36 protein-coding genes are annotated in these 25,769 nt (G+C 59.7%); 14 read left to right on the top strand and 22 right to left on the bottom strand.

Going from position 1 to position 25,769, the window contains the following annotated elements; all coding sequences use genetic code 11:
* Positions 1–85: 85 nt before the first annotated feature.
* The 13 genes from Q1A34_RS11505 to Q1A34_RS11445 form a co-directional block, all read right to left on the bottom strand.
* The gene (locus tag Q1A34_RS11505) at positions 86–1,099 is read right to left on the bottom strand and encodes an acyltransferase (RefSeq protein WP_300033888.1); all 1,014 of its coding nucleotides are present in this window, start codon (positions 1,097–1,099) and stop codon (positions 86–88) included.
* Between the two features lie 149 nt (positions 1,100–1,248).
* Positions 1,249–1,437, bottom strand: coding sequence for a 50S ribosomal protein L30 (gene rpmD / locus Q1A34_RS11500; RefSeq protein ID WP_300033886.1), 189 nt, complete (start codon positions 1,435–1,437; stop codon positions 1,249–1,251).
* A 2-nt stretch (positions 1,438–1,439) separates the two neighbouring features.
* Positions 1,440–2,015 carry a 30S ribosomal protein S5 gene (gene rpsE / locus Q1A34_RS11495; protein WP_300033884.1) on the bottom strand — a complete coding sequence of 192 codons (576 nt, stop codon included), beginning with the start codon at positions 2,013–2,015 and terminating at the stop codon, positions 1,440–1,442.
* 104 nt (positions 2,016–2,119) lie between these two features.
* A complete protein-coding gene (gene rplR, locus Q1A34_RS11490; RefSeq protein WP_300033882.1) occupies positions 2,120–2,479 on the bottom strand; it encodes a 50S ribosomal protein L18 in 360 nt (119 codons plus the stop codon).
* Positions 2,480–2,490: 11 nt separating this feature from the next.
* On the bottom strand, positions 2,491–3,024 hold the full coding sequence (rplF, locus tag Q1A34_RS11485) for a 50S ribosomal protein L6 (protein ID WP_300033880.1): 534 nt from the start codon (positions 3,022–3,024) through the stop codon (positions 2,491–2,493).
* A gap of 10 nt (positions 3,025–3,034) precedes the next feature.
* Entirely contained in the window at positions 3,035–3,427 is a 393-nt protein-coding gene (rpsH, locus tag Q1A34_RS11480) for a 30S ribosomal protein S8 (protein WP_300033878.1), read from the bottom strand.
* A 12-nt stretch (positions 3,428–3,439) separates the two neighbouring features.
* Positions 3,440–3,745, bottom strand: a complete 306-nt coding sequence (gene rpsN / locus Q1A34_RS11475; RefSeq protein WP_300033876.1) for a 30S ribosomal protein S14 — start codon at positions 3,743–3,745, stop codon at positions 3,440–3,442.
* Between the two features lie 16 nt (positions 3,746–3,761).
* Complete coding sequence (gene rplE, locus Q1A34_RS11470) at positions 3,762–4,325, bottom strand: 50S ribosomal protein L5 (RefSeq protein ID WP_300033874.1); 564 nt, start codon at positions 4,323–4,325, stop codon at positions 3,762–3,764.
* Positions 4,318–4,629: a 50S ribosomal protein L24 gene (rplX, locus tag Q1A34_RS11465; RefSeq protein WP_300033872.1), complete on the bottom strand. Its 312-nt coding sequence runs from the start codon at positions 4,627–4,629 to the stop codon at positions 4,318–4,320. The genes rplE and rplX overlap by 8 nt, the downstream gene beginning before the upstream one ends.
* 2 nt (positions 4,630–4,631) lie before the next feature.
* Positions 4,632–5,000, bottom strand: coding sequence for a 50S ribosomal protein L14 (gene rplN, locus Q1A34_RS11460; protein ID WP_011567679.1), 369 nt, complete (start codon positions 4,998–5,000; stop codon positions 4,632–4,634).
* A gap of 72 nt (positions 5,001–5,072) precedes the next feature.
* Positions 5,073–5,312 (bottom strand): 30S ribosomal protein S17, encoded by a 240-nt coding sequence (gene rpsQ / locus Q1A34_RS11455; protein ID WP_300033870.1) that lies wholly within the window; start codon positions 5,310–5,312, stop codon positions 5,073–5,075.
* Positions 5,313–5,323: 11 nt separating this feature from the next.
* Positions 5,324–5,530, bottom strand: a complete 207-nt coding sequence (gene rpmC / locus Q1A34_RS11450) for a 50S ribosomal protein L29 (RefSeq protein ID WP_300033868.1) — start codon at positions 5,528–5,530, stop codon at positions 5,324–5,326.
* A gap of 291 nt (positions 5,531–5,821) precedes the next feature.
* Positions 5,822–6,658 carry a hypothetical protein gene (locus Q1A34_RS11445; RefSeq protein ID WP_300033866.1) on the bottom strand — a complete coding sequence of 279 codons (837 nt, stop codon included), beginning with the start codon at positions 6,656–6,658 and terminating at the stop codon, positions 5,822–5,824.
* A 215-nt stretch (positions 6,659–6,873) separates the two neighbouring features.
* Here Q1A34_RS11445 and Q1A34_RS11440 point away from each other — a divergent pair, with 215 nt between their 5' ends.
* Both Q1A34_RS11440 and Q1A34_RS11435 read left to right on the top strand, forming a co-directional pair.
* Positions 6,874–7,917 (top strand): hypothetical protein, encoded by a 1,044-nt coding sequence (locus Q1A34_RS11440; RefSeq protein WP_300033864.1) that lies wholly within the window; start codon positions 6,874–6,876, stop codon positions 7,915–7,917.
* A 310-nt stretch (positions 7,918–8,227) separates the two neighbouring features.
* Positions 8,228–8,902 (top strand): urea carboxylase-associated family protein, encoded by a 675-nt coding sequence (locus Q1A34_RS11435; protein WP_300033862.1) that lies wholly within the window; start codon positions 8,228–8,230, stop codon positions 8,900–8,902.
* Here Q1A34_RS11435 and Q1A34_RS11430 read toward each other — a convergent pair.
* Both Q1A34_RS11430 and Q1A34_RS11425 read right to left on the bottom strand, forming a co-directional pair.
* Positions 8,887–9,522, bottom strand: coding sequence for an adenine phosphoribosyltransferase (locus Q1A34_RS11430; protein ID WP_300033860.1), 636 nt, complete (start codon positions 9,520–9,522; stop codon positions 8,887–8,889). The genes Q1A34_RS11435 and Q1A34_RS11430 overlap by 16 nt on opposite strands.
* On the bottom strand, positions 9,519–10,265 hold the full coding sequence (locus tag Q1A34_RS11425) for an adenine phosphoribosyltransferase (RefSeq protein WP_300033858.1): 747 nt from the start codon (positions 10,263–10,265) through the stop codon (positions 9,519–9,521). Before Q1A34_RS11425 ends, Q1A34_RS11430 begins: the two co-directional genes overlap by 4 nt.
* Before the next feature lie 79 nt (positions 10,266–10,344).
* Between Q1A34_RS11425 and Q1A34_RS11420 the strand changes: the two genes are divergently transcribed.
* The 8 genes from Q1A34_RS11420 (at position 10,345) to speB (ending at position 17,688) form a co-directional block, all read left to right on the top strand.
* Positions 10,345–11,397: a LysR family transcriptional regulator gene (locus Q1A34_RS11420; protein ID WP_300033856.1), complete on the top strand. Its 1,053-nt coding sequence runs from the start codon at positions 10,345–10,347 to the stop codon at positions 11,395–11,397.
* A complete protein-coding gene (locus Q1A34_RS11415; protein WP_300033854.1) occupies positions 11,381–12,517 on the top strand; it encodes a spermidine/putrescine ABC transporter substrate-binding protein in 1,137 nt (378 codons plus the stop codon). The genes Q1A34_RS11420 and Q1A34_RS11415 overlap by 17 nt, the downstream gene beginning before the upstream one ends.
* Positions 12,518–12,679: 162 nt before the next feature.
* Complete coding sequence (locus Q1A34_RS11410) at positions 12,680–13,468, top strand: ABC transporter permease (RefSeq protein ID WP_300034131.1); 789 nt, start codon at positions 12,680–12,682, stop codon at positions 13,466–13,468.
* Positions 13,465–14,262: an ABC transporter permease gene (locus Q1A34_RS11405; RefSeq protein ID WP_300033852.1), complete on the top strand. Its 798-nt coding sequence runs from the start codon at positions 13,465–13,467 to the stop codon at positions 14,260–14,262. The genes Q1A34_RS11410 and Q1A34_RS11405 overlap by 4 nt, the downstream gene beginning before the upstream one ends.
* Before the next feature lies 1 nt (position 14,263).
* Positions 14,264–15,349, top strand: coding sequence for an ABC transporter ATP-binding protein (locus tag Q1A34_RS11400; RefSeq protein WP_300033850.1), 1,086 nt, complete (start codon positions 14,264–14,266; stop codon positions 15,347–15,349).
* 1 nt (position 15,350) lies between these two features.
* Positions 15,351–16,238: a polysaccharide deacetylase gene (locus tag Q1A34_RS11395; protein WP_300033848.1), complete on the top strand. Its 888-nt coding sequence runs from the start codon at positions 15,351–15,353 to the stop codon at positions 16,236–16,238.
* 12 nt (positions 16,239–16,250) lie between these two features.
* A complete protein-coding gene (locus Q1A34_RS11390) occupies positions 16,251–16,694 on the top strand; it encodes a nucleoside deaminase (protein WP_366942831.1) in 444 nt (147 codons plus the stop codon).
* A gap of 31 nt (positions 16,695–16,725) precedes the next feature.
* On the top strand, positions 16,726–17,688 hold the full coding sequence (gene speB / locus Q1A34_RS11385) for an agmatinase (protein WP_300033844.1): 963 nt from the start codon (positions 16,726–16,728) through the stop codon (positions 17,686–17,688).
* Between the two features lie 587 nt (positions 17,689–18,275).
* Here speB and Q1A34_RS11380 read toward each other — a convergent pair.
* A complete protein-coding gene (locus tag Q1A34_RS11380) occupies positions 18,276–19,109 on the bottom strand; it encodes a DUF1194 domain-containing protein (protein WP_300033842.1) in 834 nt (277 codons plus the stop codon).
* A 511-nt stretch (positions 19,110–19,620) separates the two neighbouring features.
* Here Q1A34_RS11380 and Q1A34_RS11375 point away from each other — a divergent pair.
* Entirely contained in the window at positions 19,621–20,514 is an 894-nt protein-coding gene (locus Q1A34_RS11375; protein ID WP_300033840.1) for a class I SAM-dependent methyltransferase, read from the top strand.
* A gap of 31 nt (positions 20,515–20,545) precedes the next feature.
* On the opposite strand, the gene Q1A34_RS11370 is transcribed toward Q1A34_RS11375, so the two are convergent.
* The gene (locus tag Q1A34_RS11370; RefSeq protein ID WP_300033839.1) at positions 20,546–21,007 is read right to left on the bottom strand and encodes a hypothetical protein; all 462 of its coding nucleotides are present in this window, start codon (positions 21,005–21,007) and stop codon (positions 20,546–20,548) included.
* A 25-nt stretch (positions 21,008–21,032) separates the two neighbouring features.
* On the opposite strand from Q1A34_RS11370, the gene Q1A34_RS11365 reads away from it, so the two are divergent.
* From Q1A34_RS11365 to Q1A34_RS11355, 3 genes are all read left to right on the top strand, one after another.
* Positions 21,033–21,179, top strand: coding sequence for a hypothetical protein (locus tag Q1A34_RS11365; RefSeq protein WP_300033837.1), 147 nt, complete (start codon positions 21,033–21,035; stop codon positions 21,177–21,179).
* 106 nt (positions 21,180–21,285) lie between these two features.
* Positions 21,286–21,906: a 2OG-Fe(II) oxygenase family protein gene (locus tag Q1A34_RS11360; protein ID WP_300033835.1), complete on the top strand. Its 621-nt coding sequence runs from the start codon at positions 21,286–21,288 to the stop codon at positions 21,904–21,906.
* A 194-nt stretch (positions 21,907–22,100) separates the two neighbouring features.
* Positions 22,101–22,550, top strand: coding sequence for a hypothetical protein (locus Q1A34_RS11355; protein WP_300033833.1), 450 nt, complete (start codon positions 22,101–22,103; stop codon positions 22,548–22,550).
* 87 nt (positions 22,551–22,637) lie between these two features.
* Here Q1A34_RS11355 and rplP read toward each other — a convergent pair whose 3' ends face one another.
* The 5 genes from rplP to rplB are packed head-to-tail and all read right to left on the bottom strand — an operon-like array spanning position 22,638 to position 25,280.
* Positions 22,638–23,051: a 50S ribosomal protein L16 gene (gene rplP / locus Q1A34_RS11350; RefSeq protein ID WP_299146850.1), complete on the bottom strand. Its 414-nt coding sequence runs from the start codon at positions 23,049–23,051 to the stop codon at positions 22,638–22,640.
* Positions 23,052–23,064: 13 nt separating this feature from the next.
* Positions 23,065–23,772 (bottom strand): 30S ribosomal protein S3, encoded by a 708-nt coding sequence (gene rpsC, locus Q1A34_RS11345; protein ID WP_300033831.1) that lies wholly within the window; start codon positions 23,770–23,772, stop codon positions 23,065–23,067.
* Positions 23,772–24,152, bottom strand: coding sequence for a 50S ribosomal protein L22 (gene rplV, locus Q1A34_RS11340; RefSeq protein ID WP_298844823.1), 381 nt, complete (start codon positions 24,150–24,152; stop codon positions 23,772–23,774). Before rplV ends, rpsC begins: the two co-directional genes overlap by 1 nt.
* A gap of 3 nt (positions 24,153–24,155) precedes the next feature.
* Positions 24,156–24,434, bottom strand: coding sequence for a 30S ribosomal protein S19 (gene rpsS / locus Q1A34_RS11335; RefSeq protein WP_071969830.1), 279 nt, complete (start codon positions 24,432–24,434; stop codon positions 24,156–24,158).
* Positions 24,435–24,437: 3 nt separating this feature from the next.
* Positions 24,438–25,280, bottom strand: coding sequence for a 50S ribosomal protein L2 (gene rplB / locus Q1A34_RS11330; RefSeq protein ID WP_300033828.1), 843 nt, complete (start codon positions 25,278–25,280; stop codon positions 24,438–24,440).
* Positions 25,281–25,769: the final 489 nt, after the last annotated feature.

Below are 25,769 nucleotides of genomic sequence, written 5' to 3'. Positions count from 1 at the left end.
GGAAGGGCTCAGGTCAAGAAAGGATCGGAAACCTGATTAACAGCGCGGCGCGGTATTCAGTAAAAACAAGGGCTTAACGGCATGTTCAGCGCCCGAGCACCAGATGTCCGGGAAAGGGGGTTCTGGTGGCCAGGCGGTGCAGCAGCACAGGCAGCAGCACCCCGGCCATAACGCCCAGCACAAAGCGCGGCTCGGTGGCATTAATCTCCAGCCTGTCACAGAGCAGGCGCATGCCAGCGGTGCCAAAGACATGGTAGAGGTAGATCGTAAAGGCATAGGGAGAGAGCCTCTCGAGCCATGCGACGCGCGGCAGCCACAGCATGGCCAGCACGCAGGCAGAGAGCCCGAAGCCCAGGCTTTGCAGATCGCGACGGGCCAGTGACAGCATCTCTGTCTCGAAATAGATCCGTACATTCCAAAGCGCACTGGCCCCGCAGATCACCACCAGCACAATGGTGAGCCTGCCGCTCTCCCGCATGATCCCGGCGGCGTGCCGCAGGAACACGACACCCAGCAGAAAGAACGGCAGCAGGTAAAAAGCGCTGTCCACTGAGAAAAACCGCGTGCCGAAATGAAAATCCGTCAGATAAAGCACACAGGATGCCGCCAGCAGCGCAGGCGCAGACCGGTGCCCTGTCAGACAGTCGACCAGCCCCACACAGACAAACAGCACCAGAATGGCCTGCAGAAACCAGAAATGCGCATAGGAAAACACAAAGACCTGCCAGACCTCTGTGATGCTCACCGCAAAACGGTTTCCCAACAGCGCCGCGCAGAGCGCAAAGGCCGCCATGGCGACCGCGCCGGGCAGGTACAGCCGCCGGAACTTGCCCGCCACAAAGGCGGAATACTGCTCCGGCGCGACAGGGCGCAGCGCATAGATGTATCCGGCGATAAAGGCAAAGAACGGCATGCGCAGATCCACAAAGAAATCCGCATAGAGCCGCAGGGGATGCGGATAGGAGATATCCAGCGCAGTACCGGCCGCAGGGCCCACAACGTGATAGCTGACCAGCATGATCACCGCGATGCCACGCATCGTCTCGATGGGGATCTGGCGGGAAAGGGCGTCGGGCGCCACGCCCGGGAAAGCAACCATGCGTCATCCTCTGCCCCACCCCAAACCCGAAAATGACCCGTCGGATTTGTTGAAAATTTTATCGGACACGAGGGTTAAACAAACATGAAAAAACCCCCGGAAAATCCGGGGGTTTCAGATGTTTACAGCACTTTATGGTTAATGGCTGTTCAGCCTTTTTCCTCAACGATCTCGACCATGTGCGAGATTGATCTGATCATACCGCGTACAGAAGGTGTATCTTCCAGCTCGCGGGTGCGGTGCATTTTGTTGAGCCCAAGGCCGATCAGCGTTGCACGCTGTTTGGCGGGGCGGCGGATCGGAGAGCCGATCTGCTTGATCACGATTGTCTTGGCCATGATTATGCCTCCTCAGCCACTTGCGCGGATGTGTCCACGGCGTCTTCACGCTTGGGCAGAATGTCGGCCACTTTCTTGCCGCGACGCTGCGCGACCGAACGGGGGCTGGATTCTTTTTTCAGACCGTCCATGGTGGCGCGGATCATGTTGTACGGGTTCTGCGAGCCGATGGACTTGGACACAACGTCCTTGACGCCCAGCATCTCGAAAACGGCACGCATCGGACCACCGGCGATGATCCCGGTACCTTCAGGTGCTGTCCGCATGACCACTTTGCCGGCGCCGTGACGGCCTTCCATATCGTGGTGCAGCGTGCGGCCTTCGCGCAGCTGAACGCGGATCATCTGGCGTTTGGCCTGCTCGGTTGCCTTGCGGATTGCCTCGGGCACCTCTTTGGCTTTCCCTTTGCCAAAGCCGACGCGGCCTTTCTGGTCGCCGACAACGACGAGGGCTGCAAAGCCAAAGCGCTTACCGCCCTTGACGGTTTTGGAAACGCGGTTGATCGCGACCAGACGGTCTGCGAATTCCGGTGCCTCATCGCGATCGCGACGGCCCCGCTGGTTCTGGTCTCTGGCCATTCAGGCCTCCTTTGGTATGCGGGCACACGGGCCCATTGTCTCAATCCTGGTGGGCGCAATGCCCCCGGATCATCGGGAGGGCCGCAAAGCCCTCCACAGGTCTTTTATATCTTCAGACCACCTTCACGCGCGGCGTCGGCAACTGCCTTGACCTTACCGTGAAAGAGGAAACCGCCACGATCGAAATAGGCTTCTTCAACACCGGCCTTTTTGGCGCGCTCGGCAATGGCCGTGCCCACTTTGGTGGCTGCTTCGATGTTGTTCTTGCCCACAACGCCCAGGTCTTTCTCGAGTGTCGATGCGGAGGCGAGTGTTGTGCCTGCCACGTCGTCGATGAGCTGAACGGAGATGTTCTTGTTCGAGCGGTGAACCGAAAGGCGCACGCGACCTGCGTTGACCTTGCGGAGTTTGTTCCGGACGCGAAGACGGCGCTTGAGGAACAGGTCTCTTTTGCTGTTTGCCATTTTTGCGGTCCTTACTTCTTCTTGCCTTCTTTGCGGAAGATAAACTCGCCTTTGTAGCGGATACCTTTGCCCTTGTAGGGCTCGGGCTTACGCCACTGACGGATGTTCGCGGCAACCTGACCAACAAGCTGTTCGTCAATGCCTTCCACCACAATCTCGGTTTGTTTCGGAGCAGTTACAGTCACACCCTCGGGTGCGGTGTAATCCACGTCATGGGACAGGCCGAGGTTCAGCTTCAGGGTATTGCCCTGCATCTGCGCCCGGTAACCCACACCCTGGATCTCCAGCTCTTTCTTAAAGCCTTCAGTCACGCCGGTCACACAGTTCTGAATCTGTGTGCGGGACATGCCCCACTGCTGACGAGCGCGCTTGGACTTGCCACGCGGTACAACAGTGATGACGTTGTCCTCTACGTTCAGATCCACATCATCTGTGGCGCTGAACGAACGTGTGCCCTTGGGGCCTTTGACTTCGATGGTCTGGCCGCTGACCGATGCGGAAACACCGCTGGGCAGCTCAACCGGTTTTTTACCAATACGAGACATCGTGATCTCCTTAGAATACGGTGCAGAGCACTTCGCCGCCAACATTGGCGCTGCGTGCAGCCTGGTCCGACATCACACCCTTGGGGGTGGAGACAATCGACACGCCCAGGCCCTGACGGACAACGGGGATGTCATTGACGCCCATGTAAACACGGCGACCGGGTTTGGAGACCCGCTTCAGCTCGCGAATAACAGGTTCGCCCTCGTAATACTTGAGGCTGATCTCGATGGCCGGGTGGCCGTCAGCACCAGTGGTTTTCTCATAGCCGCGGATATAGCCTTCGTCCGCGAGCACATCCAGAACCCATGCACGCAGCTTGGAAGCCGGTGTCATGACAGTGGATTTGCCGCGCATCTGGCTGTTCCGGATACGGGTCAGCATGTCTGCGATAGGATCGTTCATTGCGTGCCCTCCTTACCAGCTCGACTTGACCATGCCGGGGATCTGGCCCTGCGAGCCAAGATCACGCAGCGCGATCCGCGAAATTTTCAGTTTACGATAATAAGCGTGCGGGCGGCCTGTCAGCTGGCAGCGGTTGTGCAGACGCACAGCGCTGGAGTTGCGGGGCAGCTTCGCCAGCTTCAGGGAGGCGCGGAAACGCTCTTCCATCGGCTTGCTTTCGTCATTCACGATCTCTTTCAGCGCGGCACGCTTGGCAGCGTACTTTTTCACGAGCGCTTCACGCTTTTTCTCGCGTGCGATCATAGATTTTTTAGCCATATCTATATCCTCCCGATCAGCTGTTGAACGGCATGTTGAACGCTTTCAACAGTGCCTTTGCTTCAGCGTCGGTTTTCGCCGTGGTGGCGATTACGATGTCCATTCCCCAGTTCTCATCGATCTTGTCGAAATTGATCTCCGGGAACACGAGATGCTCTTTGAGGCCCATGGCATAGTTGCCGCGGCCATCGAAAGACTTGCCCGATACGCCGCGGAAGTCGCGGATACGGGGCATTGCAATCGTGATCAGACGATCGAGGAATTCGTACATACGGTCAGCGCGCAGTGTGACTTTGGCACCCAGCGGCATGTCCTCACGGACACGGAAACCCGCGATGGATTTCTTGGCCGTTGTGGTCAGCGCTTTCTGGCCGGCAATCAGCGTCAGGTCTTCCTGCGCGGATTTGGCTTTCTTGCTGTCACGGACTGCCTCGGCACCACAGCCGATGTTCAGGACGATCTTGTCCAGACGCGGGATCTGCATCTCGTTTTTATAGCCGAACTCTTCTTTGAGAGCGGCACGGATGCTGTCGCGGTAGACAGATTTCAGACGGGGTGTGTAGGTTGCGGAATCAAGCATCGATCACGTCCCCTGTGGTCTTGGCGAAACGGACCTTCTTGTCACCTTCCATGCGGAAGCCGACGCGGGTCGCTTTGCCGTTCTTGTCAACAATCGCCAGATTGCTCAGATCCAGTGGCATCGCCTTGGGGATGCGACCGCCCTGGGATGTCTGGGACTGGCGGGTGGCGCGGATGGAGATGTTTACACCGTCCACGATGGCCTTGCCGGTTTTCGGGTCAACAGACGTGATATTGCCTGTCTTGCCCTTGTCCTTGCCGGCCAGCACGATGACCTTGTCACCTTTGCGAAGTTTAGCAGCCATGATTACAGCACCTCCGGAGCGAGCGAGATGATTTTCATGAAGTTTTTCGCACGCAGCTCACGCACAACCGGGCCAAAGATACGTGTACCGATGGGCTCGTTGTTGTTGTTGAGGATGACAGCAGCGTTGCGATCAAAGCGGATCGCTGTGCCGTCTTCGCGGCGGACTTCCTTGGCGGTGCGAACGACAACGGCCTTGCGGACATCGCCTTTTTTCACACGACCGCGGGGGATGGCTTCCTTGACCGACACGACAATGATGTCGCCGACGGACGCGTACTTACGCTTGGAACCACCCAGGACCTTGATGCACTGAACACGGCGCGCGCCGCTGTTGTCAGCAACATCCAGGTTGGTCTGCATCTGGATCATTTGGTTTCTCCCGACCTTTGGGGGGCCGATGCGTGGCCGTGTCCCCAGGGTTTCGATTTAGCTGTTAGAGCTTCAGGCCTCAGCGGCTTCAAGCACTTCCCAGCGTTTGGTCTTAGACTTCGGTGCACATTCAATGATGCGGACGGCGTCGCCCGTTTTAAATGTGTTGTTCTCATCGTGCGCCCGGTACTTTTTGGACTTACGGATGGTCTTTTTCAGAACCGGGTGCGTAAAGCGGCGCTCTACGGATACGGTCACTGTTTGTGCATTTGCGTCGGAGGTCACGACGCCGGACAGAATACGCTTGGGCATGTGTGCTCTCCTTATTCGGACGCAGCAGCGGCTGCTGCTTTTTGATTCAGTACAGTTTTGACACGCGCCGCGTTCCGGCGGGCAATGCGCAGCTGTGCAGGGTTTTCCAGCTGGCCGGTGGCCTGCTGGAAGCGCAGGTTGAACTGCTCTTTCTTCAGATTGGCCAGCTCTTCACGCAGCTGGTCAGGCGTTTTGTCGTGCAATTCCTTGGCGTTCATCGCCTTTTTCCTTTCAACATCACGGGCAGGCCGCAGTAAGTGCGTCACCCTGATTCCCGTGGAGTCCATGATGAAGGGGCCGTATAGGAGGCTTGCGCAGCCTTGGCAACCCCTTATTCCATTGGCAAATCACCACTCTGCCCGTCCCGCACCACAAGCTGCGTTGCCGGTATCTGCAGAGACCACGGCGGCCTGAAACCGTCAGGGGCAGCGCAGCGATCCGCACAGTTTTACCCGCACGGCCCGGGCCGCCCCGGACAACACGACCGGGCCCGGCAAAACCAGGGTGGTTTATCCCACCGCCTGCACCGCCCTGGCAATCAGCAGCAGCACCAGGGCACCGCCCGTCAGGAACACACCGATAGACCGGACAGGTCTGGACTGTATCGGCAGCGCGTATTTGAGAACCGGCAGCAGCCTCGCGGACCACCGCAACCCATAATACCCGGCCAGCGCCAGCAGGCTCCAGCCCACCGTGACAAATGTGGTCAGAAAGGCCGACATCATATACCTGCCCACATCTTCTGACGGGATTGTCGAAAACAGTAGCCTGATTTCCGGCACGAAGCCGCCGTTAAAGTTGACAATACCCGGACCCATAAAGTTGCCCAGCTGCGTCAGCGCAATCATCAGAATGGACCCGGAAATGACGGCCGTCAGAACCACATCCATCACCAGCAATACCGCCGGGGGCCAGTCACTGCTCAGCAACTGCCGGGATTTCCACAACGACAGGTAGTCCGCGACCACATTGACAAAGCACAGGGCGATGAGAAGAAACAAAAACAGGTCCGGCGCGTCAAAAAGCAATGCCACGAATGAGAAACCGGCGATGAAGTAGTACGTCACTGAAAACAGGAAAACACTCACGAACGTCGACATAAAGCCACACTTCACGCTCAGATGGCTGCTGCCAAAGACAAAGTTCAGCCACGCCAGAACAAACCGCCGGACGTCCGGAAAAGCCTGTCGCTGCGGCTCCAGCAGCAACAGTCTGATCGCGATATCCTCGCGCAGGTCCTGAGATATGGCGTCGTCACCTTTCCAGAAAGCGCCAAGCACCGCGATCAACGCGGCCCCGGCGCCGAAAACCTCAATCAGACCTTCCCCAAACAATGCCGTTCCCACTCAGTATTCTGTGCGTTTCAATCCAGGTGTGCCGGTAACTGACACCCGGGACCTGATACCATGGAAACAACGGCGGCCCCAAAGCCAAATCGCCCGCAGGCCCCTGCCGCTCAGGCCCCCGCCGGAAAGAAAAAAAAACGCCCTCACCTGCCCCCGGCGCAGCCACCTGCGAACAGAATCCCCACAATGCGAAAATCCGTGCTATTCCTGTCCCCATGACCACGACTGCCACGACGCCGACAGCCACACCGCCACGCCAGGTCCCCCTGCGCTGTTTCGCGATCATCCTTGTGCCCGTGATCACCTTTTCCACCCATAAATTCATCGGCGGCAACCTGATGCCCCGCGATCTGAACGTGCCTGCCTCCATCCTGACCGAAGGCCAGGACTGGCTGGAGGCCGCGGGCCGTTATCGCTTCCTTGCGGCCACCTGGCTCTTTGGCGCGCTGTCGGTGCTGGCGGCGGCAATGCTGTGCATCACGCTCGCACGCCCCACCACAAGGGGCACGCGCATCGCCGCCATTGCGGCCTTTCTCTTTGTGCTCACCCTCGCGGCCCTGCCCACCTTGCGCGGTTTCGGCGATGTGACCGGCGGGCAGGTCTATGACCGGCTGGGCAAAGAGGTGTTCGAGGGCGTCCTGTCCCGCGGCACGCTCAAAGACTGCGCCAGCCCCGACGACACCTGGCTGATGGGCCCCTGCGGCACCGCGCCCGTCATCTCGATGTTTGCCAGCGTCGTCGGCGTGGTCAATATTTTCGCAGGCCTCTCGCTGGGGGCCATCATCGTGGGCATGATCCTCTGCCTCAACAACCGCCCCTGCGCGGATATCGAGCAGGAAGCAGCACTTCTGGCCGAAAACCTGCGGCACATGCGCCAGCAGCTGTATCTGTCGGGCCTCGTTCTGTCCTTTGGCATGCTCTATGCCGCCAGCTGGATCTACTGGCCTCTGCCGCTGGTCCAGGGTGACGCGCGCGATGCCTATAGTGCTGTACTGCTCTCGGCGGCACTCTATACAGGCACCTATTTCAGCCTGCTGATGCTCAGCTTTTATCTGCCCGTTGCCTTTATCCTGGATGGCCGGGTCAAGGCACTGGCCCGGCGCGCGGGCGATGCGGATATGGCAGGCGAGCCGCCCGACACCCAGTCCTGGCGCTCTGAACGCGGGCTGAAAGAGGGGGCCGCAGATTACCTGCGCGCGGGCTTTGCCCTGACCTCGCCCATCCTCGCGGCCTTTGCGGGCGGCATCTCGCCGCTCTGAGCGCCCGTCCGGGCCAGCTTTACCGCTCATCAACCTTTTCACAGCGCGCGGTCGTTTAACCCCCCGATCGCGGGCAAAAACCGACGCGCGCACCGACGTAATACCGACGTTTTACCGACGTCATACCGACGTGCCTTTTGCCAGTCTGTGCAGGCATTCCGGGCAAAATCTCTCCCCGGGCCCCCAAAGCGCGCGCAGCCGTTGCGCGTCCGCCCCGTTAACCCGCACCGCACGGTGCCAGGCCCCGCCCGCACTTTTCAGATCGCCGGCAAAGGGCTACCACAGACGAAACACTCCAGAGGCGACCCTCATGCCAGATACCGACCCTTCCGGCGGCACCAACCAGACACCGCATCTTGCCGTCTCGCCCGACGGCACGCCCGCGCCGGGGCGTCTTTACACACTCCCCGCCCGCTGCGGGATCGCCCTGCGCCTGCGCGCGGGCCAACAGCTGCGCATCCTCAATCCCAGCGGCCATCAGGTCTGTGATTTCTGGGCCTTTGCGGCAGAGGATCTGTCCGAGCATCTGTCCATGGCGCATCTGCATACATCGCTGGGCTCGGTCTTTCCCAGACCGGGCGACGCGCTTGTCTCCGGCCTGCGCCGCCCCCTGATGACGCTGACAGAGGACAGCTCTCCCGGGGTGCATGACACGGTCGTCGCTTCCTGCGATCCCGCGCGCTACCGCGACCTGGGATGCGCGGGCTATCACGACAACTGTGCCGACAATCTGCGCATGGCACTGGCGGCCATCGGGCTGCAGGCCCCGCGGGTGCCTGCGCCCTTTAATATATGGATGAACGTGCCCATCGGCGCAGACGGATCCGTGCATTTCGCACCCCCCGTTTCGGCCCCCGGCGATCACGTCACCCTGCGCGCAGAGACGCCTGTCATCGCTGTGATGTCCGCCTGCCCACAGGATATGACGCCCGTCAACGGCGCAGGTGTGGCCCCGGATATGCTTCAGTTTCAGGTGCCCGTCTGACCGGGAAACGCCATTTCAGGGCGATACGCCGCAAAGCTCGACAGGGTCTGCCTGTTGCATTCGCTCTGCCAGCGTGAGCCGGGCACCACGGCCGAGATGCACGGCCAGGTGGCGCGGTATTCTGCGGTGCGCGCGTTTTCTTCGATGGCGATGGCCAGCAGGCCCGCGACCACGCCCTGCTGCCGCTCTACCAGCCGGATCGCGCCGTCCATCGTCCCGCCCGTTTCCACCCACTGATCGGCCAGCAGGACGCGCGTTCCCGGCGCAAAGGCCGGTGTGCGCATCTCCATCTCCTGGGTGCGGCCTGAATAGTTGCCAAAGGTCACCCTGTCAGTGTCCACACAGAGCTTTCCGGCCTTGCGGATAGGCAGAAACCCGACACCGGAGCGCGCCGCAAGGGCGGCTCCCAGCACAAACCCCATGGCGTCCAGCCCGGCCACCACATCGTATTCCACGCCCTCCAGATCGGCCATCAGGTCATCCAGCAGGTCGTTGAAAGCATTGCCGTTTATGTAGATTGATGTCGGGTCCAGCCAGGCGAATTTATCGCCCTTTGTGTTGGGCGCCATGATGTTCAGATACCAGCGGTCATCGCGCGGGCCTTTGTCCGGTGCGGTCATTCTGTCTCTCCTCTGCCCAGGGCACATGTGACCTGCATCAGCCTGTCCAGCCGTTCAGGGTCGATGTCATAGAAATTGCCCGGCGCGTTGATCCCAGTGGCCACCATAAAGCAGTCCACATCGCCATAGGTCGCGGCGTTTTCGGGTGTCACGCCCGAGGCCAGCGCAAGCGCCCTGTCCCCGATGGCTGCGCGAAACCTGTCTGTCTTGCCCTGCTCTGCGGCCTCTCCCGTGGCGACACCGGATGTGGTCACCACATCCATGAACCCGCAGGCATGGCGCGCGGCATCGGCATAGTGCTCCGGTGCCACTGGCCGCTGCTTTTTGAAACAGGTGCCCCCGAAATACAGGCCGTCCCAGCCGCTGTCCGCGTAAACCTGCGCGATCTTCTGCGCCTCGGCGTTGTGGCCATGCTCGTCAATGCGCGCATCATCGGCCCAATAGGCATCCACCGCCACACCCTCTGCGGCCAGACGCCCCAGCACAGGAAAGGCATCCCGGCCCGTCACGGCCAGAAAATTCACCCCCATCCACAGCGCGGGATGTGCCGCGCGCACGTCACGGATCACCGGCAGCAGACGCTCCTGTTCGAAATCATGGTTGATCAGAAAACAGCCCGCCGCCCCGGCGCTGATCACTTCGCGCACGTTGCGCAGGGTCCGGGCGGTGTCCAGGACATGAATGACCGGCAACACAACAGGCCCCGGGGATTTGAACAGTTTGTGGAATTCATCGCGCTTCATCGGGCCAGGCTAGCAAGCGCCCGATGATTTAGAAAATTTATTCTTGCAATCTATCCATGAGGATTGGAAATCTGTCCTCATGCGCACCGTGAACCTGCCCACCGACCTTTTGCGAACCTTCATTACGGTGATCGAGGTCAAAAGCCACACCAGGGCCGCCGATCTGCTGAACCGCTCTCAGCCCGCGATCAGCCTGCAGATCAAACGGCTTGAGGATCTCGTCGGCTACAAGCTGATCCGCCAGAAGGGCCGCACCATGCATGTGAGCGAAAAGGGCGAGGCCCTGGCCATGCATGCGCGCCAGATCCTGCGCCTCAATGATCTCGCCATGGGGCTGTTTGAACGCCACGACGCAGATACCGACCTGCGGATCGGTCTGCCGCTGGACTATGGCGTGCGGCTGTTGCAGCGCGAGGTCACAGACCTGCTGCATGAAAACGACGCTCTGCGCCTGACAGTGCGCTGTGATCTGTCGCACAGCCTGCACGATGCGCTTTTGCGCGACGAACTGGATATCATCGTTGCCCTCTACCAGGACGGCGATCCGCAGTTTCTGGTGCAGCACTGGCGCGAACAGCCCGTCTGGGTCGGTGCTGAAACCATCCGCCCGGGCGATTTTGACGACCTGCCCCTGGTGGCCCATCCGCCCGGATGCGTCTACCGCCAGCGGATGACCGACGCGCTGCGTTCGGTGGAGCGCAGCTGGAAAGTCGTCTTTTCCAGCCCCGACATCGACGCGGTACAGCAGGCGGTGCGCGACGGGATGGGCTTTACCGGCCTGACCATCCCCACCACCCAGCGGGGCATGCGCCAGATCTCTCCGGGCGAGGGGCTGCCACCACTGGAACCTCTGCGCATCGGGCTCTTTTACCGGCAGACGCGGCTGGGCAGCTGGGGAAATCTGGTGGCCGAACGGCTGACCGCGGCCATCGAGAATGTGCTGCAAAACGATGCAGATCCGGGCAGCAGCCATAACAATCTGCAATCCAACCATATCTCACATAAATTTCCTATGGTGCCCGATTCTGACTACCCTGACGGCAACAGGTCCGGCACAGTCGCAACGACGGCGAAACAGGGCGTGAAAAAGACCAGAAAACAGCGGAGTATGACTGATGGTGAAATCGACTAAAACCCAAAGTAATCATTACCTTAGAAGAGACGTCCTGCGGATCGGCGGCGGTGTCGCCCTGGCCGCGCCATTTGTCGGCAGAGCCTGGGCCGAAACAACCGAGATCAACATGCTGGCCTGGTACGGCCACGGCGAGCCGGACATGGTCGGCGCGTTTGAGGAGGCCAACAACGTCAAGTTTGTGCCTAAATATTATGCAGGCGGTGACAATATGCTGGCACTGATCGCGCAATCGCCTCCCGGCACCTATGACATCATCCTGTCCGATGCCGAGTTTGTGCAGCAGCTGAACGCCGCTGAATACATCGAACCGCTGGACGCAAACGACTATCCGTTTGACGACATGCTGCACGAGGATTTCACAAAATTCCCCGGCCACTGGGACGGTGACACGCTCTATTCGATGATCCTGCGCGGCGGGCACCTGGGTGTCTCTTACAACACCACTGCCATGAGTGCCGAGGAAGCCTCCAGCTACCAGGGGTTCTGGAAGCCGGAACTGGCGGGCAAGGTCGGCCACTTTGACTGGCACCTGCCCAGCCTCGGGATGATGAGCCTCAAAAACGGCAATGGTGCCGGTCTGTGGGATCTGAGCGACGCACAGTGGGAAGCGGTGCAGGAAACCACCATGAGCCTGCGACCGCAGGTCGGGGGCTACTTTGACTATGGCGGCACCTTCAACGGCCTCAAGAACGGCGAGATGCTGGCCATGTGCGGCATCGGCGACTGGATCACCGGCGTGCTGGAACGCGACGGCGCCCCCGTGGCCTCCGTCATCCCCAAAGAGGGTGGCATCCAGTTCACCGAAAGCTACTGCATCGGCAGAGGCAGCGGCAAAGCGGACCTGGTTAAATCCTTTATCCAGTACATGATGTCGCCCGAGGGTCAGGTGAAATCGGCCCAGATGCTGGCCTATCCGGGCTTCTGCGTGACCAAAGCAGGCCGCGCCATGCTGCAGGAGGTGGACCCCAAAGAAGCCGCCCGCAGCCACCAGATGGACGGCATGGCCAATGATCCGATTGCCCTGATCAACGAGGGCCGCATCCACTACCGCGATATCCCGCAACAGCAGAGCCTTGAGGACTGGAACGATTTCTGGTCCGAATACAAAAACGCCTGAGCTGCGTTTGCGGATGAAAGACACTGCGCCCGGCACGGCGCAGCGCGGGCGGCCCTTTCGGGGGCCGTCCGGTGACAGGCAAGGACAGCAGATGTGAGCGCCCCACGCAGACTAAACCTTTATGCCCTGACATGGCGGCTGCCCATTATCCTGTGGCAGCTGATGTTCTTTGTGGGCCCTGTCCTTTTTATGGTCGCGATCTCCTTCTTTGTGGTCCGCAACTACCGCATGACCGAGGCCTTCGAGTTCGTGAACTGGGAGAAAATGCTGACGCGCGGCTATTTCTGGGACAGCTACTGGTACACGCTTTTCATCGCCTCGCTCAGCGCCTCTGTCGCCATGCTGGTGGCCTTTCCCGCCGCCTGGGCGCTGGCCTTCCGCGCATCCGACAACCTGCGCCGCTGGGCGGTTTTCCTGCTGGTGATCCCGTTTTTCACCTCCTATCTGGTGCGCACCTTTTCCTGGTATGTGATCCTGGCGGAAAGCGGCGTGCTGAATGCGATGCTGGGCTATATCGGGCTCGGTCCGTTCAAAATGCTCAACACCCATTTCGGCACCGTTGTGGGCTATCTGACCCTGACGCTGCCGCTCGCGGTAATCCTGCAGACCGTCACCATGGCCAATATCGACAAAACCCTGATCGAGGCCGCGCGTAATCTGGGCTGCAAACCGCTGGCCACGATCTGGCGCGTGGTGCTGCCGCTGTCGCGCACCGGGTTCATCGTCGCGGCCCTTTTCTGTTTCATCCTCGCCTTCGGGGACTTTGTCGCGCCCTTTTATCTGGGCGGCAGCCAGGAGCCGACGCTGCCCATTCTGATCCTCGACACGACCAAATCCGGCCAGCAATGGCCCCGTGCCGCGGTGGTCGCGATCATGATGATGCTGACGCTCTTTACCGTGGCCTTCACGGCCATTGCGCTGGCCTACCGTAAACCGGCGGGGTCGCGGTGATGCAGGGGCGCGGGCTGAACATCATTCTGGCACTCTATGTGGCGCTGATCTTTACCTTTATCTTTGCGCCCATTCTCTTCAGCCTTGTCTTCTCCTTTAACTCCCAGCGCTTTCCGACGATCCCGCTGGGGGAGTTTTCGACCGAATGGTACGTGAAAATCTTCAACGACCCGGACGTCTGGCAGGCCGTGCGCAACTCGCTGATCGTCTCGTCCAGCACCGCTGTACTGGGCACCGCACTCGGGTTCTGCACAGCCTATTCTGATTTTCGCTATAACTTCCGGTTCAAAGGCCCCTATCTCGCGCTGATCCTGCTGCCGCCGACCATTCCGCTGATCATCATGGCGCTGGCCATGCTGGCCTGGCTGTCACGGATCGGTCTGTCAGGGCAGCTGTGGTCGATCATCCTGGCCCATTCCGTGCTGACAGCGCCCTTTGCGATGGCGATCATCCGGCTGCGTCTGCACCAGATGGACCCGGATCTCGAGGCCGCCGCCTGGAACCTTGGCGGCAACGAATGGCAGGCGATGCGCCACGTCATTCTGCCCTTCTGCGCGCCTGCGATCGTGTCCGCCCTGTGCCTGACCGCAGCGGTATCCTTTGACGAATTTGCCGTGGCCTGGTTCGTCTCCGGCCTGAACAAAACCGTGCCGATTGTGATCCTGGAGATCGTTCAGGGCAATATCGACCCGCAGGTCAATGCCATCGGCACCTTTGTTTTCCTCACGTCCATGACGCTGGTAATCCTCGCCCAGGCGATCTTTATCAGCCGCCAGATCAAGAGCCATTCCTGATATGACCAACCCGCTTGTCACCTTCCGCAATGTCGAAAAACGCTTTGGTGATTTTGTCGCCGTGCGCGACATGACGCTGGACATCCACGAGGGCGAATTCCTCGCGATCATGGGCTCGTCGGGCTGCGGCAAGACCACCACCCTGCGCATGCTCGCCGGGCTGGAAAGCCCCACAGCCGGGGAAATTCGCATCGGCGGGCGGCTTATGAATGACGTACGCCCGCACGAGCGGGACACGCCGCTGGTCTGGCAGTCCCTCGCGCTCTTTCCCTTTCTCAGCGCGCGCGAAAACGTCGAATTCGGCCTGAAAATGCGTGGCGTGGCCGCGGCCGAACGCAAACACCGCGCTCTCGACTGGCTGGACCGGATGCAGATCGCGGAATTTGCCGAACGCAATGTCGCCACCCTGTCCGGCGGGCAGAAACAGCGCGTGGCACTGGCCCGCAGCCTGGTGATGGAGCCACAGATGCTGCTGCTGGACGAGCCGCTCTCGGCGCTCGATGCCAATCTGGTGATCCGCATGCAGGGGGTGCTGACCCGCCTGCAAAAAGAGCTCGGCATCACCTTTGTCTATGTGACCCACTCGCAGTCCGAGGCCTTTGCCATGGCCGACCGCGTGGTCATCATGAGCCAGGGCGACATCGCCCAGACAGGTGCGCCGCGCGACATCTACCGCGCGCCCGCCAACCGGTTTGTCGCGGAATTCGTGGGCCGCAACAACATCCTGACGGGCACAGTCACCACCACCAACACCGGCGGCACTGAGATCGCCACACCCCAGGGCAACTTTACCGCCCAGACCCCCACACCGCCGCCGCAGACCGGCCAGCAGGTCAGCTTTACCGTCTCTGCCGATCTCGTCTCGCTCTCCGGTGATGCGCCGGGCACCGTGAACCAGGCCCGCGCCACGCTGATCTCCGAGGAGTTCATCGGCTCGGTCGTCACCCTGTTTCTGGAAGGCCCGGAAGGCCAGGAATACAAGGTTCAGATGCAGGAACGCGCTCTCACCGGATTTGACCTGACCCCCGGCACAGACTTCTGGCTCAGCTGGGAGCCCGGAAACGCCAATATCCTGGAGGCCGGCTGACATGATCCGCAACCCCATCCCCTGGCCCGATAGCGCGAAATGCGCCGTGGCCATTACCTTTGACATGGACGCAGACAGCCTGATCCATGTCGCCCGCCCGGACGACAGCCACCGCAGGCTCTATCCCATCTCGATGGGGCGCTATGGCCCCAACGTGGCCCTGCCCCGCATCCTGGACACCTATGCGCGCTTTGGCCTGAAACAGTCGTTCTTTATCCCCGGCTGGTGCCTGGAACAGTACCCCGATACGGTCGAAAACATCCTGAACGGCGGGCACGAAATCGGCCACCACGGCTGGATACACGAAGACCCCATCGCCACTTACGGCAACCAGCGCGAACCCTTTGAACGCGCCCTGGACGCCCACAAACGCCTCTGCGGCAAAACCCCTGCAGGCTACCGCGCGCCGGTCTATAACATCACCGGCGAGGTGGTGGACCTGATGCTGGAACACGGCATGCGCTATGACAGCTCACTGATGGGCGACGACATCCCCCATGCGCTGGCCACCCCCGGCGGGCAGCTGTATGAAATGCCCGTGCACTGGGGCACCGACGACTGGCCCCCCTTCGCCCATTACGACGAAATCGGCTATATGATGCCCGTGAAATCCCCCTCCCAGGGGCTCGCAGGCTTCTGGGAGGAGTTCGAGGCACAATACACCGCCGGTGGCTTTTTTATGCTGATCGTGCACCCCTTTCTGACCGGCAGACTGGCGCGCTGGCAGCTGGTCGAAAAATGGATCGAACAGACGCTGGAAACACGCGATGTCTGGTTCACAACACTGGGCGGCATCGCCGACCACATGGATGACCTGACCGCGCGGGGGGTCTGGTCTCCGAGCGTGGAAACCCTGCCCTTCTTTGACGCCCCGCCCGCAACCCAATGAGGCCCTGACATGATGACAGACGACGACACACGACTGCTGCGGATCGCCTATGACGAGGCCAAAGCCGGCTTTGACGAGGGCGGCTGCCCCATCGGCTCGGTGCTGGCGCGCGGCGGCCAGGTGGTCAGTCAGGGCCGCAACCAGCGCGTTCAGGGCGGCGACCCGATTGCGCACGGCGAAATGGATGCGCTGCGCAAAGCCGGACGGCAAAAGACATACCGCGACACGGTGCTCTATACCTCGCTTTCGCCCTGCATGATGTGCTCGGGCACCATCATCCAGTTCGGCATCCCCCGCGTGGTAATCGGCGACACCACCAATTTCGGCGGCAACGAAGAATTCCTGCGCTCCCGGGGCGTCGAGGTGGTGATTGCCGAGGATCCCGACTGCGTGGCGCTGATGAAACGCTTTATCGACGAAAAGCCGGATCTCTGGGCCGAGGATATCGCCGAATGAACCCGCCAGGACAGGCGCTCCGGGGGACAGCATGAGCGATCCCTTCTTCCGGCCCGTATCGGGCTTTGATCTGCCGCGCTTCGCAGGCGTGCCGACCTTCATGCGGCTGCCTCATGTGGACCCTGCGCACCCGCGCTTTGCCGATGTTGACATCGGCATCATCGGCGTGCCCTGGGACAGTGGCACCACCAACCGCCCCGGCCCGCGTCACGGCCCCCGCCAGCTGCGCGACATGTCCACCATGATCCGCGCGCAAAACGGCGCCACCGGGGTGCGCCCTTTCGAGGCGGCGAACTGCGCCGATCTGGGCGACGTGCCGCCCAACCCCGCCGACATTATGGACAGCATGGAACGGATCACTGCCTTTTACGACGGTGTCGTGGCCGCCGGGATCACGCCGCTGACGGCGGGCGGCGATCATCTGTCATCCCTGCCCGTATTGCGGGCGCTGGCGCGCAACGGCCCTCTGGGCATGATCCACTTCGACAGCCACACCGACCTCTTTAACAGCTATTTCGGCGGCACGAAATACACACATGGCACCCCCTTCCGCCGCGCTGTGGAGGAAGGGCTGCTGGACCCCAAACGCGTGATCCAGATCGGCATCCGCGGTTCAGCCTATGATATGGAAGACCGCGATTTCGCGGCGGCCACCGGCATCCGCATCGTCCCGATCGAAGAATTCTTTGCCCGCGGACCAGAGGACGTGATGGCCGAGGCACGCGCGCTTGTCGGGTCTGATCCCACCTATGTCTCCTATGACATCGACTTTGTTGACCCGGCCTTTGCGCCCGGCACCGGCACGCCCGAAGTCGGCGGTCCCACCTCCTTTCAGGCGCTGCAGGTCGCGCGGCTCCTGTCCGGTGTCACCATCGCCGGGGCCGATCTGGTCGAGGTCTCTCCGCCTTTCGATGCATCGGGCGGCACAGCCTTTCTGGGGGTATCGATCATGTTCGAAATGCTCTGCTGCATGACCGGCAATGGCACCACCTGAGCACCAGGCGCACCGGGGATCGCAACCTGCCGGTCTTTAAAGCACAGGGCGAAGTACCACAAACATCGCTGATCGATTAAAGCCCCCGGCCTTAAACCTGAAATACACCGCGCAGATCAAAACACCCGCGCAACAGGCACTGTTGCGCCGCGCCGTTCCGCCCCCCCGGAACGGCGCATTTGCAGGACGGTCGGATGTCTCAGGTTTAAAGCCGGGAGCTTTAACGCGTTGAAATCCCTGTTTTCAGTCAGCGTTAAATGATTCCGGTTTTTCGCACTTTGCGCTGACCTCTCATTAACACCTTTGGCGGACCGCAATGAAATGCCGGGCACCGTACGCTGTGCACCGACGTAATACCGACGTTTTACCGACGCGATACCGACAGCGGATTTTCCATATTTTCAAGGGCTGCGGGGGCCACATCCCGCCCCGGGGCCCCAGACACCGACATGCCCGCCCGCGCGCTGTGTTAACCGTCCGGGCACGGATCGAACGGCGCGGTCCGGTCAGCATTCTCAGGGACGCCGGGCACAAAAAAATGGCGGCCCCAAAGGCCGCCATTTCTCAGAAAGCTATGGATGTCCGGTTCAGGACTTCGCGCGCTTGCGACGGCCAATTCCGGCCAGCGCACCAAAGCCTGCGATCATCATCCAGCCAGCCGCTGGCAGCGGGATCTGACCATCGGGATCGGGACCAACAATTTCGCGCTCAATCTTGTTACGGATTGCAGGGGCAAAATCGGTAAAGTCAGGCGTCGCCACAACAAAGGAGCCGTCGCCACCAATGATGTTGTTTTCAGCATAAGCGATTGAATCGATTCTGAAACCAGCGCCCGGGCCAAAGAACGACGGGTCTGTCAGAACCATCGCGTTGATGGCATCAATGTTGTCGGCCAGAACCGCGTCACGAGCATTCTGCAGTGGCGCACAGATCGCTTCGGAAAAACGGCATCCACCTGTGGACTGAGCGCCCTCGGTCACGATGTCGATGACGTTGCGTGTGCCGTCGAAGGCATTGGTTTTAAACGCATCTGAGGCATCATCCAGCAGACCCGCCACGTTGTCCTGAATGCCAAGGCCGCCGGGCCGCACGAAGCCTTCCACGGCAGTCGCAAATGCTTCGCCAGAGGCTGCATCTTCGATCAGAAACCAGTCAGAGATGGAAATGTCGGTCGCCATAAAGGCCACGGATACCGCGATCTTACCGATCGCTCCTTCCTGGATTCTGTCGATCAGCGTGGAGTCCCGGAACGCCGCCGCGTAACCGGCAATCTGTGCGTTGAAGTCTGCTGCGGTGACGCTGCCAGACACGTCGTTCATGAACATAAGTTCAACGTCAACCGTTGTCGCACTTGCCTGTCCGGGGAGCGCCATTGCGGCCGCAACGGATGCCCCACAGAGCAATTGTTTGAAGTGTTTCATTGAGAAGTTCCCTTTGTAATACAGTACCGTAATGCGTGGCCGTCAAATCTGATTTTGTGGAATGCGCGTTAATTGCGCGTTTCAATAGTTAACCAAAAAATACCCCGACCCCCAGGCCACGACTCTTAACTATCAGAAAATGATGGATTTTTCAACAATTATGGTAAATTTGTGTCGAAAATATGGTTAACCTCAATCGTCAAAACACTTTTTTGTTAACGCAGGGTGAACCGCCCAGACACCTTCCCGCGATCATGACACTGTGAATTCAGCTATGCCTTGTTGGTCGGCCCGCTCCCGGCGCAGACCAGCATTTCGCGTCCTGATAGAAACCCTGCTCCACAGCGGTCGTACTGCCAAAAAATCTGTCCCTCAGCGGGCCACCCGGACCGGAAAAACTTGCCAGACACGGAATGCCCCCCCATCATGACGGACGCGTCGGACACGGCCGGTTGCACAACGGAACCGTGCCGCCGGCACCCCCGGCCCGTGCGACAGTGGGAGAGTGGGAATGCCAGAGACCTGTACCATCTGCGGATCAGCAGAAACCGGCATGTGGTATCGCGGCGATGCCGTGCGTACCGAATGGGCCGGCCAAAAGCTGTGGGACGTGCAACGCTGCCATACCTGCGGCCATCAGTTCACAGCACCCCGCCCTTCGGACGCAGAACTCGGCTATTATTACTCCAGCGGCTACAGTCCTCACACCTTTGGCTATGGTGTCCGCGCGACAATGGACACAGTGATCAAAACCGCCCGCGAAACCGGTTATCACAGACATGTTCGGATCACCTCCGGCATGGATGTGCTGGACGTAGGATGCGGCGGCGGCACATTTCTGGCAGTCTGCCAGGCCATGGGCGCGGACATTCAAGGGGTCGAACCTTCTGCCGACGGTGCATCCACCTGCCGCGATAACAACATTCCCGTTCACGAAGGTTTTCTGGATGACTATCTTGGCGTGGCTGACCGGCGTTTTGACCTGATCACCGCCAATCATGTGGTCGAGCATCACGCAGAACCTGTACGGCTCCTGCGCGAAATGAAATCCCTGCTCAAGCCGGACGGCAAAATCTGGTTCAGCGTGCCAAATGCCGGATGCCACGCATCGCGTCTGCTGAAAGACCGCTGGCACAGTTCCGATCTGCCCGTCCACCTTCAGCACTTCACACCACACTCCGTGCGCCGGATGATTGCCGAGGCCGGGCTGAGCCTTACAACGCTGAAAACGGAATCCGAAAATTCCCTGCCCGGCTCTTATGCCAATCTGCTGCGTCGGAAACTGGGTGTGCCCGGCCGCCTGACCCGAATGATCGCCGGTCCCGCTCTTCAAAAGAACGCATGGCTGGGGCGTCGGATTGATGCTTCCGGAAACGGCGAGGCGATCATTACCGAGGCCGCCTGACCGGATCTGCGGCCATTATCGGTCCGTGCTGTCAAACGACACGGACTTTCCCTGTCCGGGCACGTGTGCGACGGAACGGCGGGCGGATGTTTTCGTTTTCATACACCAGAGGCCGGTCCGGCATCTCGACCAGTTGAATGACAAGTCCGCCGGTGGATGTTCGTCGGAAAAAATACCGCAGGCAGGTTTCAAACAGAACGATCCCGTGAAAGTCTTTGTGGGACCAGTTAACCCAGACTGAAAAATGCTGCCTGCCATGCAGGCTTTGGGCAACCACACGTGCTGCAACTGAACGCGTTCCAAGGGCATAATTGGCCATGCAGTGCTGGCGCAGCGTCTCCTCCAGGCTGTCCGCATTCGACCAGACGACGATATCGTCTTCCAGATAGGCGGCCCCCGGGCAGTCGTAGAACCTGGTCAGTGCCTTAAAATCGCGTGCGCAATATGCCTCGGCCATGGCTTCAAAAAAATCTTCCGGTCTTTCATGTTCCATCACAGTCTCCGGACCCGCAAAAATTATGACGGGCGAACAGCAGGTGAATTTTCTGAGTATTTTTGACCACGTGGTCAATTCAATTATTGTCGCTGAAATGCACCCGGAACAGCCAGCCGGGTCGCCGAAAACCGACCCCCACTTGCCTGCCAGCGACACGCCTTGGTTGTGACGCTACGGAACGTGTAACCACAAGGTGTGTCAGCGGAGATCAGTTTTCCCGGTTCCCCTTCAGGGCTCCCTTGTCTCTGCGCGGAATTCTGAGTTAGGGACAGAGCATGTCACAGATTTCATCTCTCTTTGTCACCCGTCTCTATCATGCCTATTTGTCAGAGCGGGGAAATCCCATCGATGCATCCGAACTGGAGGCGTCCTGCTGGTCGATTGCGCAGGACGACGAAGCCGGACAAACATGGTGCGATGAAAACGGGTTTCCGGGATACACAAGCTATGCGTCCCTGACAGATCTGCCTTACCGCTTCCCGATTTTCAAAGATCTGGTCAAAACCCTGAACAAACATGTAAAGGCCTTTGCCCGGGATCTGGAATTTGATCTGGACGGCCGGAAACTGAGGCTGGAAGACATCTGGATCAACATCCTGCCGCCTGGCGGCATTCATACATCGCACATCCATCCGCATTCGGTGATCAGCGGAACCACCTATGTGGCTGTGCCTGAGGGCGCCAGTGCGATCAAATTCGAAGACCCGCGGCACGCCATGATGATGGCGGCCCCGCCCCGCATCAAGGATGCACGCCCGCAGATGCGGCCTTTTCACTATGTCGCGCCCGTGCCTGGCGATTTGCTGCTCTGGGAAAGCTGGCTGCGTCATGAGGTGCCGCTCAACATGGCGGAAGAAGACCGTATCAGCATAAGTTTCAACTACGCCTGGGCCTGAGTCGGGGGAATTCAGCAGGTTGCCGCGCGTAAAAGTAATGCCCGCACCTTTACTTCTAGCTCAGATAGAAGATTGGCGGAAAATCTCTGATTTTTGAACTCAAATTCACTACAGACTTGAAACAAAACACTTTTCACAACAGTCTGGCCTGACATTAAAGGCGAGACCCTTGGCTTGCGCCATCGGCAAAATAAATGCAGCAGAATTTTAAGACCGCGAAAGATGTGTCCGAGCACCTCCTCGAACTGACGGGGGGTGCGCTGATGGCCGGTGATTTTGAACTCTTCCTGACGTGTTTCCAGCTTCCTTACAGGCTGGAGACTTTTGAGGGGAACAGAGTGCTGAACACAAGCGAGGACCTGCGTGTCGTCTTTGATGCGGTCCGCGCGCATTACAATAAATGCGGTGTCACCCAGATGTTCCGGCATTGTGTCGAGGCCCGTTTCCGGGACCCGGCAACGATTGCCGCCACACATGAGACCCGCCTGATCAGTGGTACTGTCATCACCCAGGAACCATTTGCGGTCTATTCCATCCTGGAACACACGGGAGAAAAATGGGTTATCACCAGCAGTTCCTATGCGATCGGCGACCGTGAGGACCATAACTCAGCACTTCTCGGCGCGGGAACATCTGCCGACTGAAGGCTGATCACACAAAAAGAAAAAGCTCCGCCCTTTTTCAAGGGCGGAGCTCTGCATTGCTCGCGCGGGCCCGCAGGCCCCCGGTGCTTACCAGTCCTCGCGGACCACAACGCGTGTTTTGATCGGCAGTTTCATCGCCGCCAGACGCAGCGCCTCGCGGGCGATGTCGTCATTCACGCCGTCGATTTCGAACATCACACGGCCGGGTTTTACCTTGGCTGCCCAACGGTCAACCGAGCCCTTACCTTTACCCATACGAACTTCGATGGGTTTGGCAGTGACAGGCACATCCGGAAAGATACGGATCCAGACACGGCCCTGGCGTTTCATGTGACGCGTCATCGCGCGGCGTGCCGCCTCGATCTGACGTGCAGTGACCCGCTCGGGCTCAAGAGCTTTGAGACCATAGGTGCCAAAGTTCAGGTCAGACCCGCCCTTTGCCAGGCCTTTGATAGAGCCCTTAAACTGTTTGCGGAATTTAGTACGCTTTGGCTGAAGCATTGATCATTCCTCCTCAGCGACGACCGCCGGCACCACGCGGTGCAGGGCCATCCTGGAGTTCCTGTGCTTTACGGTCACGCGCGGCCGGATCGTGCTCCATGATCTCACCTTTGAAGATCCATGTCTTGATCCCGATGATGCCATAGGCAGTCGTCGCTTCCACGTGTGCGTAATCGATGTCGGCGCGCAGCGTGTGCAGTGGCACACGACCTTCACGATACCATTCAGTCCGCGCGATTTCGGCACCGCCCAGACGGCCGGCAACGTTGACACGGATGCCAAGAGCACCCATGCGCATCGCGTTCTGAACCGCACGCTTCATGGCGCGGCGGAAAGAAACCCGGCGCTCCAGCTGCTGTGCGATGGATTCACCAACGAGGGCCGCGTCCAGCTCGGGCTTGCGCACTTCAACGATGTTGAGGTGCAGCTCGCTGTCGGTCATCTTGGCGATTTTCTGGCGCAGACCTTCAATGTCCGCACCTTTCTTGCCAATGATGACACCGGGGCGTGCTGTGTGGATTGTCACGCGGCACTTTTTGTGCGGACGCTCAATGATCACACGGGCCACACCGGCCTGCTTGCATTCTTCTTTGATAAACTCACGGATTGCGAGGTCTTCCAGCAGAAGATCACCGTAATCCTTGGTATCGGCGTACCAGCGGCTGTCCCAGGTGCGGTTCACCTGCAGGCGCATGCCGATCGGATTGACTTTGTTACCCATCAGGCTTGCTCCTCAACTTGACGTACGACAATCGTGATTTCCGAGAACGGCTTGATGATCTTGCCGAACCGGCCACGGGCCCGCGGGCGACCGCGCTTCATTGTCAGGTTCTTACCAACGTAAGCCTCTGCAACGATCAGCTCGTCCACGTCGAGATTGTGGTTGTTTTCGCCGTTCGCAATTGCGGACTGAAGGCATTTCTTCACGTCCAGAGCGATCCGTTTCTTGGAGAAAGTCAGGTCCGTCAGGGCCTTGTCGACTTTCTTGCCACGGATCATTGCGGCAACGAGGTTCAGTTTCTGCGGGCTTGTACGCAGCATGCGCAGTTTTGCACGTGCTTCGTTGTCGGCCACGCGGCGGGGATTTTTATCCTTGCTCATGGCTTACTTCCGCTTCGCTTTTTTATCTGCGGCGTGACCGTAGTACGTCCGTGTCGGCGAATACTCACCGAACTTCTGACCGATCATGTCCTCAGACACGTTAACAGGAATGTGCTTGTGGCCGTTGTAGACACCGAACGTCAGGCCCACGAACTGGGGCAGGATTGTCGAGCGGCGCGACCAGATCTTGATCACTTCGTTGCGACCGCTTTCGCGGGACGCCTCGGCCTTTTTCAACACATAAGAGTCGACAAAAGGACCTTTCCATACAGAGCGTGCCATCTATCAGCGCCCCTTCTTCTTGGCGTGCCGCGAGCGGATGATCAGCTTGCTGGACGCTTTTTTAGCATTACGGGTCTTGGCACCTTTGGTCGGTTTGCCCCAGGGGGTAACCGGGTGACGACCACCGGACGTACGGCCTTCACCACCACCGTGCGGGTGGTCGATCGGGTTCATCACGACACCACGCACAGACGGGCGGATGCCTTTGTGACGCATGCGGCCCGCTTTACCGTAGTTCTGGTTGGAGTTGTCGGGGTTGGACACGGCACCAACGGTTGCCATGCATTCCTGACGGACGAGACGCAGTTCGCCGGAGCTCAGACGGATCTGAGCATAGCCACCGTCACGGCCCACGAACTGGGCGTAGGTACCGGCGGCACGTGCGATCTGACCGCCTTTGCCGGGCTTCATCTCGATGTTGTGTACGATTGTCCCGATCGGCATACCCGAGAAAGGCATGGTGTTGCCGGGTTTGATGTCCGCCTTTGCAGAGGAAATCACGCTGTCACCAACCGCGAGGCGCTGAGGCGCCAGGATATAGGCCTGTTCGCCGTCTTCGTATTTCACGAGGGCGATGAAGGCTGTCCGGTTGGGGTCATATTCGATGCGCTCGACCGTGGCCGTCACATCCATTTTGTTCCGCTTGAAGTCAACGATCCGGTAGAGGCGTTTTGCCCCGCCGCCTTTGCGGCGCATCGTGATCCGTCCGGTGTTGTTCCGTCCGCCATTCTTGGTCAGACCCTCTGTGAGGGACTTGACCGGGCGGCCTTTCCAGAGCTCCGAACGGTCGATCAGTACCAGCCCACGCTGGCCCGGCGTCGTCGGTTTATACGACTTGAGTGCCATGTTGTCTGTCTTCCGTTTTGCTGTCCGTCGTCGCGATGACGACTATGGTATGAAGGCCCCCGTAGGTGCCCGTTTAGGATGCCCTTGCGGGCAACGACGAGGCCCCGGACGAATCCGGGGCCTTGCCGATGGGGTCTGATAGGGGAGCGGGCCGGGCGGGTCAAGGCCCGCAGCCGGTTAATCGACCGTTCTGCCCGCTTTAGCCCATGCGCAACGTCCCGGCCCGTTAACCCCAGTAAAATATGGAAAACCCAACGTCGGTATAACGTCGGTATTTTGTCGGTATTACGTCGGTGCAAGCGTCGGTGGGGCCCCGGGTTAAGACGGCGCACGGCGGCAGGTTTTAACGGACCTTTGCAGAATACCAGGACAGCGCGCGGCCCTTTGGCCGGCAACAGGGCATTGGGCCAGGCGATGAGGCCGGCCATTGAAGTGCGTTTATTTTTGTACGGAATTTCCGCGCGGATATAGCGCGTTTAGATGCACCAC

Origin of the sequence: uncultured Roseobacter sp. (assembly GCF_947491795.1) — a bacterium.
Taxonomy (GTDB): domain Bacteria; phylum Pseudomonadota; class Alphaproteobacteria; order Rhodobacterales; family Rhodobacteraceae; genus Roseobacter.
Note: the sequence above shows the minus strand (reverse complement) of the source record. Positions and strands in the feature narration are given on the sequence as shown.